The sequence below is a fragment of the Pseudomonas sp. PAMC 25886 genome, from assembly GCF_000242655.1.
Lineage (GTDB): Bacteria > Pseudomonadota > Gammaproteobacteria > Pseudomonadales > Pseudomonadaceae > Aquipseudomonas.
Genome location: NZ_AHHC01000050.1, coordinates 537,079 through 551,549, shown reverse-complemented (window position 1 = coordinate 551,549; position 14,471 = coordinate 537,079). Strand labels below are relative to the sequence as shown.

Here is a 14,471-nt window from a genome sequence, read left to right as displayed (position 1 = left end):
ATTTGCGGTGGACTAAACATCAGGGTGCACATGAGTGTCCTGCGTTTATTGAGATGGATCGGCCATGAATCAAACCAACCTGCAATTCAAAACCCTGCTGTTACTGCTTGTTCTGGTGACCATCGCGTTTATCTGGATTCTGCTGCCGTTCTACGGTGCGGTGTTCTGGGCGGTGATCCTGGGGATCATCTTTGCGCCGATGCAACGGCGCTTCCAGCAACGTTTTGCCTGGAACCGCAACCTCACCTCGCTGGCGACCCTGATGGTGTGCCTGGTGATCGCGATTTTGCCGGTGATCATCACCAGCGCCTTGCTGGTGCAGGAGGGCGCCACGCTTTACAAGAACATCGAGAGCGGCAAGCTCGACGTTGCCGGGTATATCGAACAGTTCAAGAACTTCCTGCCACCGTACTTCCAGCACCTGCTGGACCGCTTTGGCATGGGCAACCTGGAAGGCCTGCGGGAGAAAATCGTCAAGAGCGCGATGCAGGGCAGCCAGTTTTTCGCGACCCAGGCGTTCAGCTTCGGCCAGGGCACGTTTGATTTCCTGGTGAGCTTTTTCATCATGCTGTATTTGCTGTTCTTCCTGCTGCGGGACGGTCCGGAGCTGGTGCGTAAAGTGCGTACCGCCGTGCCGCTGGCCGAACCGCAAAAACGGCGCCTGCAACTGAAGTTCAACCGGGTGGTACGGGCCACGGTGAAGGGCAACGTATTGGTAGCGGTGACGCAAGGCGCCTTGGGTGGCTTGATCTTCTGGTTCCTGGACATTCCCAGCGCGTTGCTTTGGGCGGTGTTGATGGCGTTTCTGTCGCTGCTGCCGGCGGTGGGCGCGGGGATTGTGTGGGGGCCGGTGGCGGCGTATTTCCTGCTTAGCGGGTCAATCTGGCAAGGGGTGGTGCTGGGGCTGTTCGGGGTGTTTGTGATCGGGCTGGTGGACAACGTGCTGCGGCCGATCCTGGTGGGCAAGGACACCCGGATGCCCGACTACCTGATCCTGATCTCGACCCTGGGCGGGCTGTCGGTCTTTGGCCTGAACGGTTTTGTGATCGGGCCGCTGGTTGCTGCGTTGTTTATGTCCAGCTGGGCATTGTTTGTCGAAACCAAACCGCGGGTGCAACTGCCTTAGGCATGAAGGCAATGCGCCATTCTGACCGACAGGGCCTGGGCGGCCGGCAACGACGTAATGGGGCCGCTGATAGGCTCGCCATTGCGTACCAGGTACCAGCAAGCGAGCAAGCCCAGCTCCCGGAGTGGGGCGGGAACAGCACTGCCAATGACAGACATGATTTGAATAGTGGGCATGACGACCTCCGATACGCTATGGAGGTGACATTACGGTGTGCAGGCCTTAAGGAAAAATTAACCTGCTTGATAGTCGACATCACTGTTATCGAGCGGTCCTTCAGTCGACAACCTGGTCCAGCATGTGCACCACTTCCTGTTCACTGAGCAGGCCCTTGCGCACCAGGTTTTCCGCCAGCAGCGACAGGAACTTGGCGTTGCGATGGCCTTCCAGGGCCTTGAGCTCGGTCAGTACGCTATAGACCTTGCTCGACGTGCAGAGGCCGGCGGTGCGATGGGGGTTTTGCGTGGGCATGGTCAGTCGTCCTTGTTGTTATTGGCTGGACAGGGGTGATAGTGGAAGCCTTTTGAGACACAAACATGACAGCGCAAGGCCCGTCCGGGCAAGCACCTATTGAGATCAATGATGTGGGATTTGGCCACAGGCATTGTCCTTATAACGACCTTGGCGAGATTTATTCAGACCTGCAGGCCAAAAAAAGGCCCCGCTTTTAGGGCGGAGCCTGTTCTGGTGTGTCAGTTCATGCTTACCAGCCGCGACCGTAATAGCCGTGTGGAGGGCCGTAGTAACCGCGCGGTGGGCCGTAATAGACCGGCGCCGGGCGGTAATAAACCTGTTGTTGCACATACACAGGCGGTGGCGGTGCGTAGTAGACCGGCGGCGGAGCGGCATACACCGGCTGCGGCTGGACATACACCGGCTGTTGCACATAGACCGGCTGCTGCTGGCTGGCAACGATCGAGCCGCCTACCACTGCACCGACAACGGCACCCAGTGCGAGCGGAGCACCCCAACCACCACCGTGGGCGGAGGCCTGTCCTGCTATAGCGAGTGCACCGATAAGCAAGGCGATCTTGGGGATTTTACGAATCATGGTCATTCCTCGGTTAGCCCCTGCGCTTGTGGTCTGCAATCAATAGACTCAAGGATTGTCGCGGGGATACTTTTAAGACAGCGTATTTCTAAAAAACAGCACAGCCGATAGGTAAAGGTTGTGTAAGGTCTGTATCGGCTGGCTTACACAAGCGGCCGGGCACAGTGCGTATGATCCACGATCACCCGCAGGCGCGGGTATTCCGTCTATCCGAAACCGCCTCTGGAAGGGCTTCAAGGAGTTACCGATGCAGATGAACCCCAACAAGGACACCCAACTGTGCATGTCACTGTCGGCACGCCCCGGGAATTTTGGCCTGCGCTTTCATAACCATCTGTACGAGCAGATGGGGCTGAATTTCTACTACAAGGCCTTCAGCAGCCAGGATTTGCCGGGCGCCGTCGGTGGTATTCGCGCGTTGGGCATTCGTGGGTGTGGCGTGTCGATGCCGTTCAAGGAAGCCTGCATTGCCCTGGTGGATGAACTGGACGATTCGGCGCGGGCCATTGCGTCGATCAATACCATCGTCAACACCCATGGGCATTTGAAGGCCTACAACACCGACTACATCGCTATTGAGCAACTGCTGAAGAAGCATGCAGTGCCCAAGGACTCGACCTTCGCCCTGCGCGGCAGCGGCGGCATGGCCAAGGCCGTGGCCAGTGCCTTGCGCGATGGTGGCTACGCCAATGGCGTGATCGTGGCACGCAATGAAGCCGCGGGCCGGGCGCTGGCCCAGAGCCTGGGGTATGAGTGGCAGGCGGAGCTGGGGGCTTTGCGCCCGCAGATGTTGGTCAACGTGACGCCGATTGGCATGACCGGCGGCGCCGAGGCGGATCAGTTGGCGTTTGAGGCCGAGGCCATTGATGGTGCCGAGACCGTGTTCGATGTGGTGGCCATTCCCTCGGAAACCCCACTGATCCTGCGAGGACGCGCCCAGGGCAAGCGGGTGATTACCGGTTTGGAAGTGATCGCCATCCAGGCGCTGGAGCAGTTTGTGCTGTACACCGGCGTACGGCCCACGGATGCGCAGTTTCAGGCTGCGGTGGCGTTTGCACGGGCGTGAACAGTGCGCATATCAAATGTGGGAGCTGGCTTGCCTGCGATGGCGGTGGGTCAGTCATCCTTTTAGTGGCTGATCCACCGCCATCGCGGGCAAGCCCGGCTCCCACAGGTTGATTACTCAAGCCGGGACAGGCGCTCTTCCAGCGCCGCAATCCGCGCTTCCAGCTCTTCGATACGCTCCAGCGAAACGCCACTTCCCGCGCCACGCTCCACTGGATTGCCACGTGCCGCCAGGATCGTCTCGATATCGGCAGGGTCCCCAAGGGAGTGCATATACCGGTCTTCCCGCTGCCCCGACTGACGCGGCACCAGCAGCGCCAGCCCACGGGCAATCAGGCGCTCCAGCTGATGCACCACCTGCTCGGCGTCTTCAAAGTCGTGCATGCGCCCGCTGCGGGTCAGCAGTTCGTTGACCGTCTGCGGCCCCCGCAGGAACAGCAAACCACTGAGAATCACCTGGGCCGGCACTAATTCCAGTGCCTTGTCGACCCGATGCTCCCAGCGATCGGCGCGGCTGCCCATCACCAGCCGGGTAAAACCGCGACCTTCCAGCGCCCGCAGGCTCTGGCCCACCTGGCCCTGGCTCAGGTTCATCACCGGCTCGCGGCTGGTTTTCTGGTTACAGGCAATCACCAGCGCGTTGAGAGTCAGCGGGTAGGTTTCGGGGCTGGTGGCCTGTTTTTCGATCAGGCAGCCAAGGATGCGGATTTCCGTGCTGTTCAGGCGCGGTTCTTCAGAAGTCGTGTCGTGCTCGGTGGTCATCGCGCTTTCCCTAATGCAGTGAGCCCACTAGCCTAATCCTGAAAAAATAAAAGACAAGCGGCGCCGGCTGCCGGCATGTCTATAATCGCCGCTGTTTCAAACCCTGCCACAACTGTCGAGACTGTCATGACTATTTCCCTGTACGCCGCTTCCCTCCCGGTCTTCAAGCAAATGCTCAACGCCCTGAGCGATGTGCTGAACAAGGCCGAAGCCCACGCCACCGCCAAGAACATCGACCCGAACGCGTTTCTGCAAGCGCGCCTGTACCCGGACATGTTCCCGCTGGTGCGCCAGGTGCAGATCGCCGTCGACTTCGCCAAAGGCGTTTCTGCCCGCCTGGCTGAAATCGAAGTCCCGAAATACGACGACACAGAAGTCACCTTCGCCGACCTGCAAGCGCTGATCGCCAAGGTCCTGGCGTTTATCGACACCATCACCCCGGCCCAGGTCGACGGTAAAGAAGGCATCGAAATCGTCACCCGCCCTGGCACCCCGAAAGAGAAGCGCTTCAGCGGCCAGTCCTACCTGCTGACCTACGGCCTGCCGCAGTTCTTCTTCCACGTCACCACCGCTTACGCCTTGCTGCGTCACAACGGTGTGGAAGTGGGCAAGCGCGACTACATGGGCGCGTTCTAAGCCTTCAGGCGAAAAAAAGCCCGGGGCGGTTCATTCAAGAACCGCCCCGGGCTTTTTTGTGCGCGTAATGTTTACGCGGCTTGCTCTTCCTTGCCCAGGCACGCGGCCGCAGTGAACAACACGTCGGTGGACGAATTCAGCGCGGTTTCCGCCGAGTCCTGCAACACCCCGATGATGAAGCCTACGGCCACCACCTGCATGGCGATTTCGCTGGGAATGCCGAAGAGGCTGCAGGCCAGCGGGATCAACAGCAACGAGCCGCCGGCAACGCCTGACGCGCCGCAGGCACACACCGCAGCGACCACGCTGAGCAGCACGGCGGTGGGGATGTCCACGGCAATGCCCAGGGTATGCACGGCGGCCAGGGTCAGCACGGTGATGGTGATGGCCGCGCCGGCCATATTGATGGTGGCGCCCAGCGGGATCGACACCGAGTAGGTGTCTTCATGCAGGCCCAGGCGCTTGCTCAATGCCAGGTTGACCGGGATGTTGGCCGCCGAACTGCGGGTGAAAAACGCGGTGATGCCACTTTCCCGCAGGCACATCAGCACCAGCGGGTAGGGGTTGCGGCGCAGTTTCCAGAACACGATGGCCGGGTTGATCACCAGCGCCACGAATAGCATGCAGCCGATCAACACCAGCAGCAGGTGCGCGTAGCCCAGCAGGGCGCCGAAGCCGGAAGTGGCCAGGGTGGAGGCCACCAGGCCGAAGATCCCCAGGGGCGCGAAGCGGATCACCATGCGAACGATCAGCGTGACGCCGTTGGACAGGTCGTCCAGCACCGTGCGGGTGGTGTCGCTGGCATGGCGAATCGCTATGCCCATGCCGATGGCCCAGGCCAGGATACCGATGAAATTGGCGTTCATCAGCGCGCTGACCGGGTTGTCCACCACGCTGAGCAACAGGCTTTGCATCACTTCGCCAATGCCGCCGGGGGCGCTGACGGCCACATCGTGGGTGGCCAGCACCAGTGAGGAAGGGAACAGCGTGCTGGCGATCACCGCGACCACGGCGGCCGCAAAGGTGCCCAGCAGGTACAGGAACAGGATTGGCCGGATATGGGTTTCCTGGCCGTGCTTGTGGTTGGCGATCGAGGCCATCACCAGCACAAACACCAGGATCGGCGCGACAGCCTTGAGCGCCGAAACAAAGACTTTGCCGATAAACCCGGTGGCCTGCGCGACGTCGGGTAACAACAGGGCCAGCAGGATACCGGCGGTCAAACCGATGACGATTTGAGTGACCAGGGTGACGGACATCAGTCGTTGGAAAAGGGAAGGGGCAGCAGTCATAAAAAGGTTGTCTCTAGTTTTTTTAATAGATGCAGCTAAGGCAGCGTGAATCTGGCAGGGGCGAAGTCTAGCATCTGTAGGAAACGTCTAATTCGGGTGCGGCGTTCCGTCGCCACGCTGCGACACATTCTGTTAACATTGCCCATCCTCTTATTTCTTCTCTATCAGCGGGCCTTCCGGGCTTTCGTTGATGTCGCTGTTTTCTGGAGTTTTTAATGTTGTTTCCGATCCTGCTGCTGTCAGCCGCCGGTTTTACCGTGCTGACCACAGAATTCATCATCGTCGGCCTGTTGCCTTCCATCGCCCGGGACCTCGACGTGAGCGTGTCCCAGGCCGGGTTGCTGGTGACCCTGTTCGCGTTCACGGTGGCGGCGTTTGGCCCGTTCCTGACCGCGTATTTCGCGCGGTTCGAGCGCAAGCGGCTGTTTATCACGATCCTGATCATGTTCGGCCTGGCCAATACATTGGCGGCACTGGCGCCGAATATCTGGGTCATGTCGCTGGCCCGGTTGATCCCGGCCCTGGGGTTGCCGGTGTTCTGGGCCCTGGCCAGTGAGACCGCGGTGGACATCGTGGGCCCGGATTACGCCGGCCGCGCGATTGAAAAGATTGGCTTCGGCATCGTGTGTGCCACCGTCTTCGGGATCCCGGTAGGCACGCTGATTTCCGATATGTTCGGCTGGCGCACCGCCTTTGGCATTCTCGCGGTGGTGGCGTTTGCCAAGGCCTTGCTGCTGTTTATCTACCTGCCGAAGACCCGTGCGAAGAACGATCAGGTGAGCTTGCGCTCGCAGTTCAAGATCTTGCGCAGCCCCTTGATGCAGGGCCATATCCTGCTGTCGATCCTGGTGTTCAGCGGCATGTTCACCGCTTATACCTACCTGGCGGACATTCTTGAGCGCCTGGCGGGTTTTGACGGAACCGTAGTGGGCTGGTGCCTGATGGGCTTTGGCGCTGTCGGCCTGATCGGCAACTCATTGGGCGGGCGCATGGTCGACCGTCATCCGCTGATCGCGTCAATGGTGTTCTGCGGGTTCATGATTGCCGGCATGGTGGCGTTGGTACCTGCGATCCACTCCACCGTCGGGCTGGCGGCGGCGATGGCCGTATGGGGCGTGACCCAGGCGGCGTTGTTTCTGGTCAGCCATGTGCGGCTGATGAAGGCCGCACCCCATGCGCCGGCATTCGCCGCGTCGCTGAACATTGCCGGGGCCAACCTGGGGATTGGCCTGGGGGCGTTGGTGGGTGGGCATGTGATCGACACCCTGGGCCTGGGCAGCCTCGGTTTTGCCGCCGCCGGTTTTATCCTGCTGTCGATCCTGCTGGCGCTGTGGCTGATGACTGCCAAGACCCGCGCCGTCTGCGCCTGAGTCCTCAGGGCAGGGTGGTGAACAGCTCCCGTCTTGCACCTTCGGTAATCGCCACGATGCCGGGGTGCTTGACCTTGCGCTCCACCGAGATCGCATAAAACGACTCGGTCACCGCATCGGTCTGGCCGATCAGCGCCACGCCGTACTGGCGTTCCACCTCGTCGGCAATCACGCTGGGCGCGATAAAAATCCCGCTGCCGGATTGGCCGAAGGCCTGCATCAACGCGCTGTCATCGAACTCTCCGACAATCCGTGGCTGAATCTGCTGCTCGGCAAACCAGCGCAGTAAACGGCTGCGCACCACCGTCTCTGCCCCCGGAATCAACAGCGGCGCGCCCTGCAGGCACTGTGGGAAATCACCGCGATGCTGGTCAGCCAATGCCTGGGTCGCGAAAAAACTGATCCCACATTCCCCCAGTTTCTGGCTGTAGCCCTTGATGTCCAGGTGCGAGGGCATCGGGCTGTCGGAGATCACCAGGTCCAGGCGCTGGATCGCCAGGTCCGCCAACAAACGCTCAAGCTTGTCTTCACGGCAGGTGATGCGGATCGGCTCGCTCAATTCCATGGTCGGCGCAATCAACCGGTAGACGATGGACTTGGGCACCACGTCCGCCACGCCGACCCGGAACAGGATCTGCTGCTCATTCGGCTGGGTGCGCAGCATCGCCTCAAGCTCATTGCCCAGCTGGAACATCTGCTCGGCATAGGGCAGCGCCTGGCGCCCGGCTTCGGTCAGTTCCAGCTGGCGCCCGACCTTTTGAAACAGCGCCACACCGAATGTCTGCTCCAACAGGCTGATCTGGCCGCTGATGGTCTGCGGCGTGAGGTTCAGTTGCTCGCAGGCACGCACGATGCTGCCGGTCTTGGCGACGACCCAGAAGTAGTGCAGTTGTCGGTAATTGAGCATGGCGGCCAACACTTCGTGAAAACCGAAGTATAAACGAAAAAAATACGAATTTTCCTGAAGTGTTTGCCTGCATAGAATGCGTCGCTATCGAGGGGCCACTACTTGGACCCAACGGTTCTAACGAGGAACGCATCATGAAACTCAATTCCCTGGGCGCAACGGCGTTGCTTGCGCTTTCATTAGTCATGCTCAGTGGCTGTGACCAAGCGGAAAAAAGCGCGCAACAACTGCTGGGTAAGGCCACCGAGTCGGCCAAGCAAGTGATTGACGACACCCACCAGGCTGCCGAACAGGCATTGAGCGACGCGACCAAGGGCTTGATCGCGCCGCCGGAAGGCAAGCAGGACAAGGAGGAACAGGAAGGCAACAGACCTGAGTCCACCTCGCAAGAAACCTAATACCGGCACATCACACCAGGACTGACCTATGGATTACCTTTTACAACTGGCCGCCAGCCCGACCGCGTGGATCGCACTGGCCACCCTGATCGTCATGGAGATCGTGCTGGGGATCGACAACCTGATCTTTATCTCGATTCTCACCAACAAGTTGCCGCTGAAGCACCGGGCCAAGGCCCGCCGCATCGGCATCAGCATGGCATTGATCCTGCGTCTGGGCCTGTTGAGCACCATTGCCTTCATCGTGCAGTTGACCGAGCCGGTCATCGATATCCTGGGGCAGTCGTTCTCCTGGAAGGACATGATCCTGATCGCCGGTGGCCTGTTCCTGGTGTGGAAGGCGACCACCGAGATCCATCACAGCATGGACCCTGAAAAGGAGCATGTGGACACCGGTGCGCCGAGCGTGACCCTGGGCTTCGCTTCGGCGATTGGCCAGATCCTGCTGCTGGACATGGTGTTTTCCATCGACAGCATCATCACCGCCGTGGGCATGACCGAGCACTTGCCGATCATGATCATTGCCGTGGTAGTCTCGGTGATCGTGATGCTGGTGGCGGCCGAGCCGTTGGCCAAGTTCATCAACGACAACCCGACGATTGTGATGTTGGCCCTGGGCTTCCTCATCATGATCGGTATGACGCTGATCGCCGAAGGTTTCGGCGCCCATGTTCCAAAAGGCTATGTGTATGCGGCCATGGCGTTCTCGGCGGCTATCGAGTGCCTGAACATGATGCGACGCAACCGGCATAAACGGCTGGCTGCCAAACACTAAGGGCTGAACCAAAAGGCCGACTGCATGCAGTCGGCCTTTTGCTGTCTGTTAGACTCCCGCCACTTGACGCCTTGAGGGACACCCATGAACGAGCCGATTCGCCTGACCCAGTACAGCCATGGTGCTGGTTGCGGTTGCAAGATCTCACCTCAGGTGCTGGAAGTGATCCTCGCCGGCAGTGGCGCACAGAACCTCGACCCCAAGCTGTGGGTAGGCAACGCGTCGCGCGATGACGCCGCCGTGTATGCCATCGACGACGAGCGCGGTGTGGTTTCCACCACCGATTTTTTCATGCCGATTGTCGATGATCCCTTCGACTTCGGCCGCATTGCCGCCACCAACGCCATCAGCGATATCTACGCCATGGGTGGCGACCCGTTGATGGCCATCGCCATTCTCGGCTGGCCGGTCAATGTGCTGGCCCCGGAGATTGCCCGGGAAGTGATCCGCGGCGGTCGCTCGGTGTGTGATGCTGCCGGGATTCCCCTGGCCGGCGGTCACTCCATCGACGCCCCCGAGCCGATCTTCGGCCTGGCCGTCACCGGGCTGGTGGAGAAGCGCCACATGAAGCGCAACGATACCGCCACCGCCGGCTGCCAGCTGTACCTGACCAAACCCCTGGGTATCGGCATCCTCACCACCGCTGAAAAGAAGGGCAAGCTGCGCGAGGCGGATGTGGGCCTGGCCCGTGACTGGATGTGCACCCTCAACAAGCCCGGCAGCCGTTTTGGCAAGCTGGCCGGTGTCACGGCCATGACCGATGTCACCGGTTTCGGCCTGTTGGGCCACCTGGTGGAAATGGCCGACGGCAGCCATCTGACCGCCCGCATCGAATACGAAAAAGTCCCACGCCTGCCCGGGGTGGAGTACTACCTGGAGCAGGGCTGCGTACCCGGCGGTACCTTGCGCAACTTCGACAGCTACGCCAGCAAGCTGGGGCGCCTGAACGAACTGCACAAGCGCGTGCTGTGCGACCCGCAGACCAGCGGCGGCCTGCTGGTGGCGGTCACCGCCGAAGGCAATGCGGAATTCCTCGCCGTGGCGGCGGAACTGGGCCTGAACCTTGAGCCGATCGGCGAGCTGGTTGAGCGACAGACCAACGCGGTAGAGGTGTTCTGATGCCTGTCGACATCACCGATTACCGCGACATCTTTCTCAACGACCGGCCGATGATGGATACCCGGGCGCCGGTCGAATTCATCAAGGGCGCCTTTCCCGGCGTGATCAACTTGCCGTTGATGACCGACGATGAGCGCCAACGAGTGGGCACCTGTTACAAGCAGCAGGGCCAGCAAGCGGCGATCGTCCTTGGCCACGAGCTGGTGTCGGGGGCGATCAAGGCCGAACGTATCGAGCACTGGGCACGCTTTGCCCGGGCCAATCCTGACGGGGTGCTGTACTGCTTTCGCGGCGGGCTGCGCTCGCAGATCGTCCAGCAATGGCTGAAAACCGAGGCGGGTATCGACTACCCGCGGGTGGGGGGTGGCTACAAGGCCATGCGAACCTTCCTGCTCGATACCGTTGAAAAGGCCACCGCTCAGTGCGACTTCGTGTTGCTGGGCGGCATGACCGGCACCGGCAAGACCGAAGTGCTTGGCCAATTGAGCAACGCCCTGGACCTGGAAGGCCACGCCAATCACCGCGGTTCCAGCTTTGGCAAACGCGCTACCGCGCAACCCTCCAACATCGACTTCGAAAACCGCCTGGCGGTGGACCTGCTGAAAAAACGTGCCGCCGGTGTCGAACAGTTCGTGGTCGAGGATGAGAGCCGCATGATCGGCAGTTGTGCGCTGCCATTGCCCTTGCACAAGGGCATGCAGGGCTTCCCGATGGTCTGGCTGGAAGACAGCGTTGAAGGCCGTGTGGAGCGTATCCTGCAGGATTACGTGGTGGACCTCTGCGCCGAATTCATCGCCGTATTTGGCGACGCCGGCCAAGACGTGTTTGCCGAGCGCCTGACCCAGAGCCTGGGCAATATCCACAAGCGCCTGGGCGGTGAGCGGTTTGCGCGGTTGCACGCGATCATGCAGGACGCCCTGGCGGAACAGGCCCGCAGCGGTGCGGTGGATTTGCATCGAGGTTGGATCGAAGGGCTGTTGCGTGAGTATTACGACCCGATGTATGCGTTCCAGCGGGAGAGCAAAGGGGCGCGTATCGAGTTTGCCGGGGAGCAGGGCGCAGTACTTGAGTACCTGCGTGAGAGGGCTGCTCGGCGGGAGTAATGGGTTGGTTTTCCGGCCCCTTCGCGCTCCCACAGCAGACCGCGTTTATCCTGTAGGAATACGGTCAGAATGTGGGAGTGGGCTTGCTCGCGAAGAGGCCCTCAACCTCACCCAAAACTACAGGATAAGCGCCCCGATCAGCCCGCACACCACGCCCATCAGCATGGTCAGGCCGGCCACGGTCACCAGCACCCGCGCATCGAAATCCTTGCGCAGCATCAGCAGCGACGGCAGGCTCACGCTCGGCAGGGTCATCAGCAAGGCCACCGCCGGGCCGGTGCCCATGCCGAGGGTCATCATGGTTTGCACAATGGGGATTTCGGCGGCGGTCGGGATCACAAACAGCGTGCCGACTATCGCCAGTGGCACCAGCCACACCAGGCTGTTGGCCATCGCGCCGTCAACGTGGGGAAACAGCCAGACCCTCGCCGCGCCCAGGACCAGCACCGCCAGGATGTACACCGGAATCGTGCTCCAGAACAGCTGCCACAAGGTGCGCAGCCAGCGGCTCAGGAACGGTTCGGTCTCGCTCTGGCTGGCTTGGGCCACGGCGTCCAGCGCGGCTTCCGGCACTTGCTCTGGCCGCGCGATGCGCTGCGCCACCAGCGACACGCCCACCACCAGCACGACACCGGCCACCAGCCGCAACGCGGTAAAGCCCCAGCCCAGCACGAAGCCCATGAACACCAGTGTCGCCGGGTTCAGCACCGGGTTGGCGATCCAAAACGCCAGCGCCGCGCCGACCGACACGTTTTGCCGACGCATACCGGCGGCCACCGGTGCGGCGCAGCAACTGCACATCATCCCCGGCAAGGCGAACAGGCCTCCACGCAGGGTGGAGCCCAGCCCGGCGCGGCCAAACAGACGCAGCAGCCAGTCCCGCGGGATCAGGACCTGCAGCAATGAGCCGAGGATGACCGCCAGCACGGCGGCTTTCCAGATCGCCAGGAAATACACCTGGGCATAGGCCAGCGCGGCAGCCAGCGGTGAGCTTTGCTGATCGTTGAGAATCGAGGCGCCGATACTGTGGTTATCCGCCGCGATAAACGCCTTGGCGTAGTAGGGCGACCATTTCACGTAGTAGAGGCCGATACAGGCCACCAGCAGGAACAGGGCTGGTTTCCACCAGAAGGACCAGCCCCGGGCGGGCTGGGAGGAGGCGAGGTTGGACATGTGGATGATCCGCAGGTGAGTCAATAGCGCCGCATCATACGCTGTGGAACTCAGATCTCCGCACTGACCTGTGTTGCATCCGGGCACGTCTGCTGGCCGTTATCCAGGCCTTGCTTGTAGTTACGGCTGAGCAGGCTGGCCTTGCCGTTGTGCCAGGTGAGCGTCAGCACGTACAAGGTATCGAAATCGTTGCCGGACCAATCGTCGGTAATGACGTGTTTTTCGCCGACGGCCTCACTCGCCACCTTGTTGATCAGGTCCGGCAGGTAGCCGTGGGACCAGGCGGTGTAGATGACGGCGTTGTGGTACTTGTCTTCCACCAACTCGTCCGCGAGGGCACTGGTGTCATTGGCCGAGAATTTGATGTTCACCGGCAACCCGAGTTTGATGGCGCTGGGGCTGATGGTCATCAAGGGGCGGATATAACTGTAGGAGTTGTCTTTCTCGCCTTCCTCGACATTGCGGGTCGGGTTGGGCGCGAACACGAAATTGGCCTTGCCGAATTTTTCGGGCAGGACGGTGGCCAGGTTCATCGCGCGGTTCAGGCCCTGGCAGTTGAGCTGGCCGAGGCCTCCGACGGGTTTTTCGGCGTGGCGCAGGAAGACCAGGGTTTGCACGCCGTCGACCTGTTGGGCGCGGCTGATTCTGGATTCGAGGGTAAGGCCGACAGCGGTGCCTACCAGCAATACCGGCAGCATGATGTAGGCGTAGCGTTTAAGGCGTTTCGCAAGGCACAGAGGCTTGATAGTCATGATGGTTCTAAGTCTCGGTGCGGGGAATCAGGGCGAACAAGCCCAGCCATCGGGCGCTTTCTAAGAGTGCGCCCAGGCAGTTTGGTTCGTTTCTCAGGGGTGATGGGGCGGCATCCTTGCCGTTTGCAGGAGATTAACCGGCTGATGTTGCGGATTTAAGACGGATGCAGGACGCGCATCGAGCCACTACTATCAGGGTTTTTATCAGGGCCTGTTTCAAGGCGCTTATCAGGAGTTTCACGATGAACTCACTTTCCGACTTCCCCATCACCGCCAAATGGCCGGCCCGGCATCCCGAGCGCCTGCAGCTCTACTCGTTACCGACGCCCAACGGGGTCAAGGTGTCGATCATGCTGGAGGAGCTGGGGCTGCCCTACGAGGCACACAAGGTCAGCTTCGAGACCCAGGACCAGCTCTCCGCCGAATTCCTGTCGCTGAACCCCAACAACAAGATCCCGGCGATCATCGACCCCAATGGCCCGGGCGGCCAGGCACTGGGGTTGTTCGAGTCGGGGGCGATTCTGATTTACCTCGCCGAGAAGAGTGGCGAGTTGCTGCCCGAAGACCCGGCCATGCGCTATGAGACGATCCAGTGGCTGATGTTCCAGATGGCCGGTATCGGGCCGATGTTCGGCCAGGTGGGGTTCTTCAACAAGTTCGCCGGTGCGGCCTACGAGGATAAACGTCCGCGTGACCGCTACGTGGCCGAGTCGCGCCGCCTGTTGGAGGTACTGGAGAAACGCCTGCTGGGCCGCACCTGGATCATGGGCGACGAATACAGCATCGCCGACATTGCTACCTTCCCGTGGGTTCGCAACCTGATTGGCTTCTATGAGTCCGGCGACCTGGTGGGCATTACCGACTTCCCGAACGTACTGCGGGCACTGGACGGGTTCGTCGCCCGGCCAGCGGTGATCCGTGGCTTGAACATCCCTGCATAAG

17 protein-coding genes are annotated in these 14,471 nt (G+C 60.9%); 9 read left to right on the top strand and 8 right to left on the bottom strand.

Translation table 11 applies throughout. The features are described 5' to 3' along the window. Positions 1-64: 64 nt before the first annotated feature. Positions 65-1,126, top strand: coding sequence for an AI-2E family transporter (locus MUM_RS0118110; protein WP_010172327.1), 1,062 nt, complete (start codon positions 65-67; stop codon positions 1,124-1,126). On the opposite strand, the gene MUM_RS1000000134775 is transcribed toward MUM_RS0118110, so the two are convergent. The 3 genes from MUM_RS1000000134775 to MUM_RS0118095 form a co-directional block, all read right to left on the bottom strand. Next, positions 1,123-1,302 carry a hypothetical protein gene (locus tag MUM_RS1000000134775; RefSeq protein ID WP_010172325.1) on the bottom strand — a complete coding sequence of 60 codons (180 nt, stop codon included), beginning with the start codon at positions 1,300-1,302 and terminating at the stop codon, positions 1,123-1,125. The two genes, MUM_RS0118110 and MUM_RS1000000134775, sit on opposite strands and share 4 nt — an antisense overlap. A 100-nt stretch (positions 1,303-1,402) precedes the next feature. Beyond that, the gene (locus MUM_RS0118100) at positions 1,403-1,597 is read right to left on the bottom strand and encodes a hypothetical protein (protein WP_010172323.1); all 195 of its coding nucleotides are present in this window, start codon (positions 1,595-1,597) and stop codon (positions 1,403-1,405) included. 232 nt (positions 1,598-1,829) lie between these two features. Further along, positions 1,830-2,183 carry a hypothetical protein gene (locus MUM_RS0118095; protein ID WP_010172321.1) on the bottom strand — a complete coding sequence of 118 codons (354 nt, stop codon included), beginning with the start codon at positions 2,181-2,183 and terminating at the stop codon, positions 1,830-1,832. 241 nt (positions 2,184-2,424) lie between these two features. On the opposite strand from MUM_RS0118095, the gene MUM_RS0118090 reads away from it, so the two are divergent. Continuing rightward, positions 2,425-3,243: a shikimate 5-dehydrogenase gene (locus tag MUM_RS0118090; protein ID WP_010172318.1), complete on the top strand. Its 819-nt coding sequence runs from the start codon at positions 2,425-2,427 to the stop codon at positions 3,241-3,243. Positions 3,244-3,356: 113 nt separating this feature from the next. Here MUM_RS0118090 and MUM_RS0118085 read toward each other — a convergent pair whose 3' ends face one another. Continuing rightward, complete coding sequence (locus tag MUM_RS0118085; protein WP_010172316.1) at positions 3,357-4,004, bottom strand: YceH family protein; 648 nt, start codon at positions 4,002-4,004, stop codon at positions 3,357-3,359. 126 nt (positions 4,005-4,130) lie between these two features. Here MUM_RS0118085 and MUM_RS0118080 point away from each other — a divergent pair, with 126 nt between their 5' ends. After that, positions 4,131-4,640, top strand: a complete 510-nt coding sequence (locus MUM_RS0118080; protein ID WP_010172314.1) for a DUF1993 domain-containing protein — start codon at positions 4,131-4,133, stop codon at positions 4,638-4,640. A gap of 71 nt (positions 4,641-4,711) precedes the next feature. Here MUM_RS0118080 and sstT read toward each other — a convergent pair whose 3' ends face one another. After that, a complete protein-coding gene (gene sstT, locus MUM_RS0118075; protein ID WP_029615982.1) occupies positions 4,712-5,932 on the bottom strand; it encodes a serine/threonine transporter SstT in 1,221 nt (406 codons plus the stop codon). Positions 5,933-6,147: 215 nt separating this feature from the next. Between sstT and MUM_RS0118070 the strand changes: the two genes are divergently transcribed. Beyond that, the gene (locus MUM_RS0118070; RefSeq protein WP_010172310.1) at positions 6,148-7,302 is read left to right on the top strand and encodes an MFS transporter; all 1,155 of its coding nucleotides are present in this window, start codon (positions 6,148-6,150) and stop codon (positions 7,300-7,302) included. 4 nt (positions 7,303-7,306) lie between these two features. Here the strand turns inward: MUM_RS0118070 and nhaR are convergent, their stop codons facing one another. Then, entirely contained in the window at positions 7,307-8,209 is a 903-nt protein-coding gene (gene nhaR / locus MUM_RS0118065; protein WP_010172308.1) for a transcriptional activator NhaR, read from the bottom strand. A gap of 134 nt (positions 8,210-8,343) precedes the next feature. Here nhaR and MUM_RS0118060 point away from each other — a divergent pair, with 134 nt between their 5' ends. The 4 genes from MUM_RS0118060 (at position 8,344) to mnmH (ending at position 11,604) form a co-directional block, all read left to right on the top strand. Continuing rightward, positions 8,344-8,607, top strand: a complete 264-nt coding sequence (locus MUM_RS0118060; RefSeq protein WP_010172306.1) for a hypothetical protein — start codon at positions 8,344-8,346, stop codon at positions 8,605-8,607. Positions 8,608-8,635: 28 nt separating this feature from the next. After that, entirely contained in the window at positions 8,636-9,382 is a 747-nt protein-coding gene (locus MUM_RS0118055) for a TerC family protein (protein ID WP_010172304.1), read from the top strand. 84 nt (positions 9,383-9,466) lie between these two features. After that, positions 9,467-10,501, top strand: a complete 1,035-nt coding sequence (gene selD / locus MUM_RS0118050) for a selenide, water dikinase SelD (protein WP_010172296.1) — start codon at positions 9,467-9,469, stop codon at positions 10,499-10,501. After that, positions 10,501-11,604, top strand: a complete 1,104-nt coding sequence (gene mnmH, locus MUM_RS0118045; RefSeq protein WP_010172293.1) for a tRNA 2-selenouridine(34) synthase MnmH — start codon at positions 10,501-10,503, stop codon at positions 11,602-11,604. Before selD ends, mnmH begins: the two co-directional genes overlap by 1 nt. 117 nt (positions 11,605-11,721) lie before the next feature. Here mnmH and MUM_RS0118040 read toward each other — a convergent pair whose 3' ends face one another. Then, on the bottom strand, positions 11,722-12,777 hold the full coding sequence (locus MUM_RS0118040; RefSeq protein ID WP_010172290.1) for a permease: 1,056 nt from the start codon (positions 12,775-12,777) through the stop codon (positions 11,722-11,724). Between the two features lie 50 nt (positions 12,778-12,827). Then, positions 12,828-13,529: a hypothetical protein gene (locus MUM_RS0118035; RefSeq protein ID WP_010172287.1), complete on the bottom strand. Its 702-nt coding sequence runs from the start codon at positions 13,527-13,529 to the stop codon at positions 12,828-12,830. 242 nt (positions 13,530-13,771) lie between these two features. Here MUM_RS0118035 and MUM_RS0118030 point away from each other — a divergent pair, with 242 nt between their 5' ends. Then, complete coding sequence (locus tag MUM_RS0118030) at positions 13,772-14,470, top strand: glutathione S-transferase N-terminal domain-containing protein (protein WP_010172284.1); 699 nt, start codon at positions 13,772-13,774, stop codon at positions 14,468-14,470. Position 14,471: the final 1 nt, after the last annotated feature.

Excerpts from the sequence above, each read along its gene's own strand:
- MUM_RS0118070 (WP_010172310.1), top strand. The coding sequence starts at position 6,148 with ATGTTGTTTCCGATCCTGCTGCTGTCAGCCGCCGGTTTTACCGTGCTG.
- MUM_RS0118040 (WP_010172290.1), bottom strand. The coding sequence starts at position 12,777 with ATGTCCAACCTCGCCTCCTCCCAGCCCGCCCGGGGCTGGTCCTTCTGG.
- MUM_RS0118095 (WP_010172321.1), bottom strand. The coding sequence starts at position 2,183 with ATGACCATGATTCGTAAAATCCCCAAGATCGCCTTGCTTATCGGTGCA.
- MUM_RS0118085 (WP_010172316.1), bottom strand. The coding sequence starts at position 4,004 with ATGACCACCGAGCACGACACGACTTCTGAAGAACCGCGCCTGAACAGC.
- nhaR (WP_010172308.1), bottom strand. The coding sequence starts at position 8,209 with ATGCTCAATTACCGACAACTGCACTACTTCTGGGTCGTCGCCAAGACC.
- sstT (WP_029615982.1), bottom strand. The coding sequence starts at position 5,932 with ATGACTGCTGCCCCTTCCCTTTTCCAACGACTGATGTCCGTCACCCTG.
- MUM_RS1000000134775 (WP_010172325.1), bottom strand. The coding sequence starts at position 1,302 with ATGCCCACTATTCAAATCATGTCTGTCATTGGCAGTGCTGTTCCCGCC.
- mnmH (WP_010172293.1), top strand. The coding sequence starts at position 10,501 with ATGCCTGTCGACATCACCGATTACCGCGACATCTTTCTCAACGACCGG.
- MUM_RS0118030 (WP_010172284.1), top strand. The coding sequence starts at position 13,772 with ATGAACTCACTTTCCGACTTCCCCATCACCGCCAAATGGCCGGCCCGG.
- selD (WP_010172296.1), top strand. The coding sequence starts at position 9,467 with ATGAACGAGCCGATTCGCCTGACCCAGTACAGCCATGGTGCTGGTTGC.
- MUM_RS0118090 (WP_010172318.1), top strand. The coding sequence starts at position 2,425 with ATGCAGATGAACCCCAACAAGGACACCCAACTGTGCATGTCACTGTCG.
- MUM_RS0118055 (WP_010172304.1), top strand. The coding sequence starts at position 8,636 with ATGGATTACCTTTTACAACTGGCCGCCAGCCCGACCGCGTGGATCGCA.
- MUM_RS0118060 (WP_010172306.1), top strand. The coding sequence starts at position 8,344 with ATGAAACTCAATTCCCTGGGCGCAACGGCGTTGCTTGCGCTTTCATTA.
- MUM_RS0118110 (WP_010172327.1), top strand. The coding sequence starts at position 65 with ATGAATCAAACCAACCTGCAATTCAAAACCCTGCTGTTACTGCTTGTT.
- MUM_RS0118080 (WP_010172314.1), top strand. The coding sequence starts at position 4,131 with ATGACTATTTCCCTGTACGCCGCTTCCCTCCCGGTCTTCAAGCAAATG.
- MUM_RS0118035 (WP_010172287.1), bottom strand. The coding sequence starts at position 13,529 with ATGACTATCAAGCCTCTGTGCCTTGCGAAACGCCTTAAACGCTACGCC.
- MUM_RS0118100 (WP_010172323.1), bottom strand. The coding sequence starts at position 1,597 with ATGCCCACGCAAAACCCCCATCGCACCGCCGGCCTCTGCACGTCGAGC.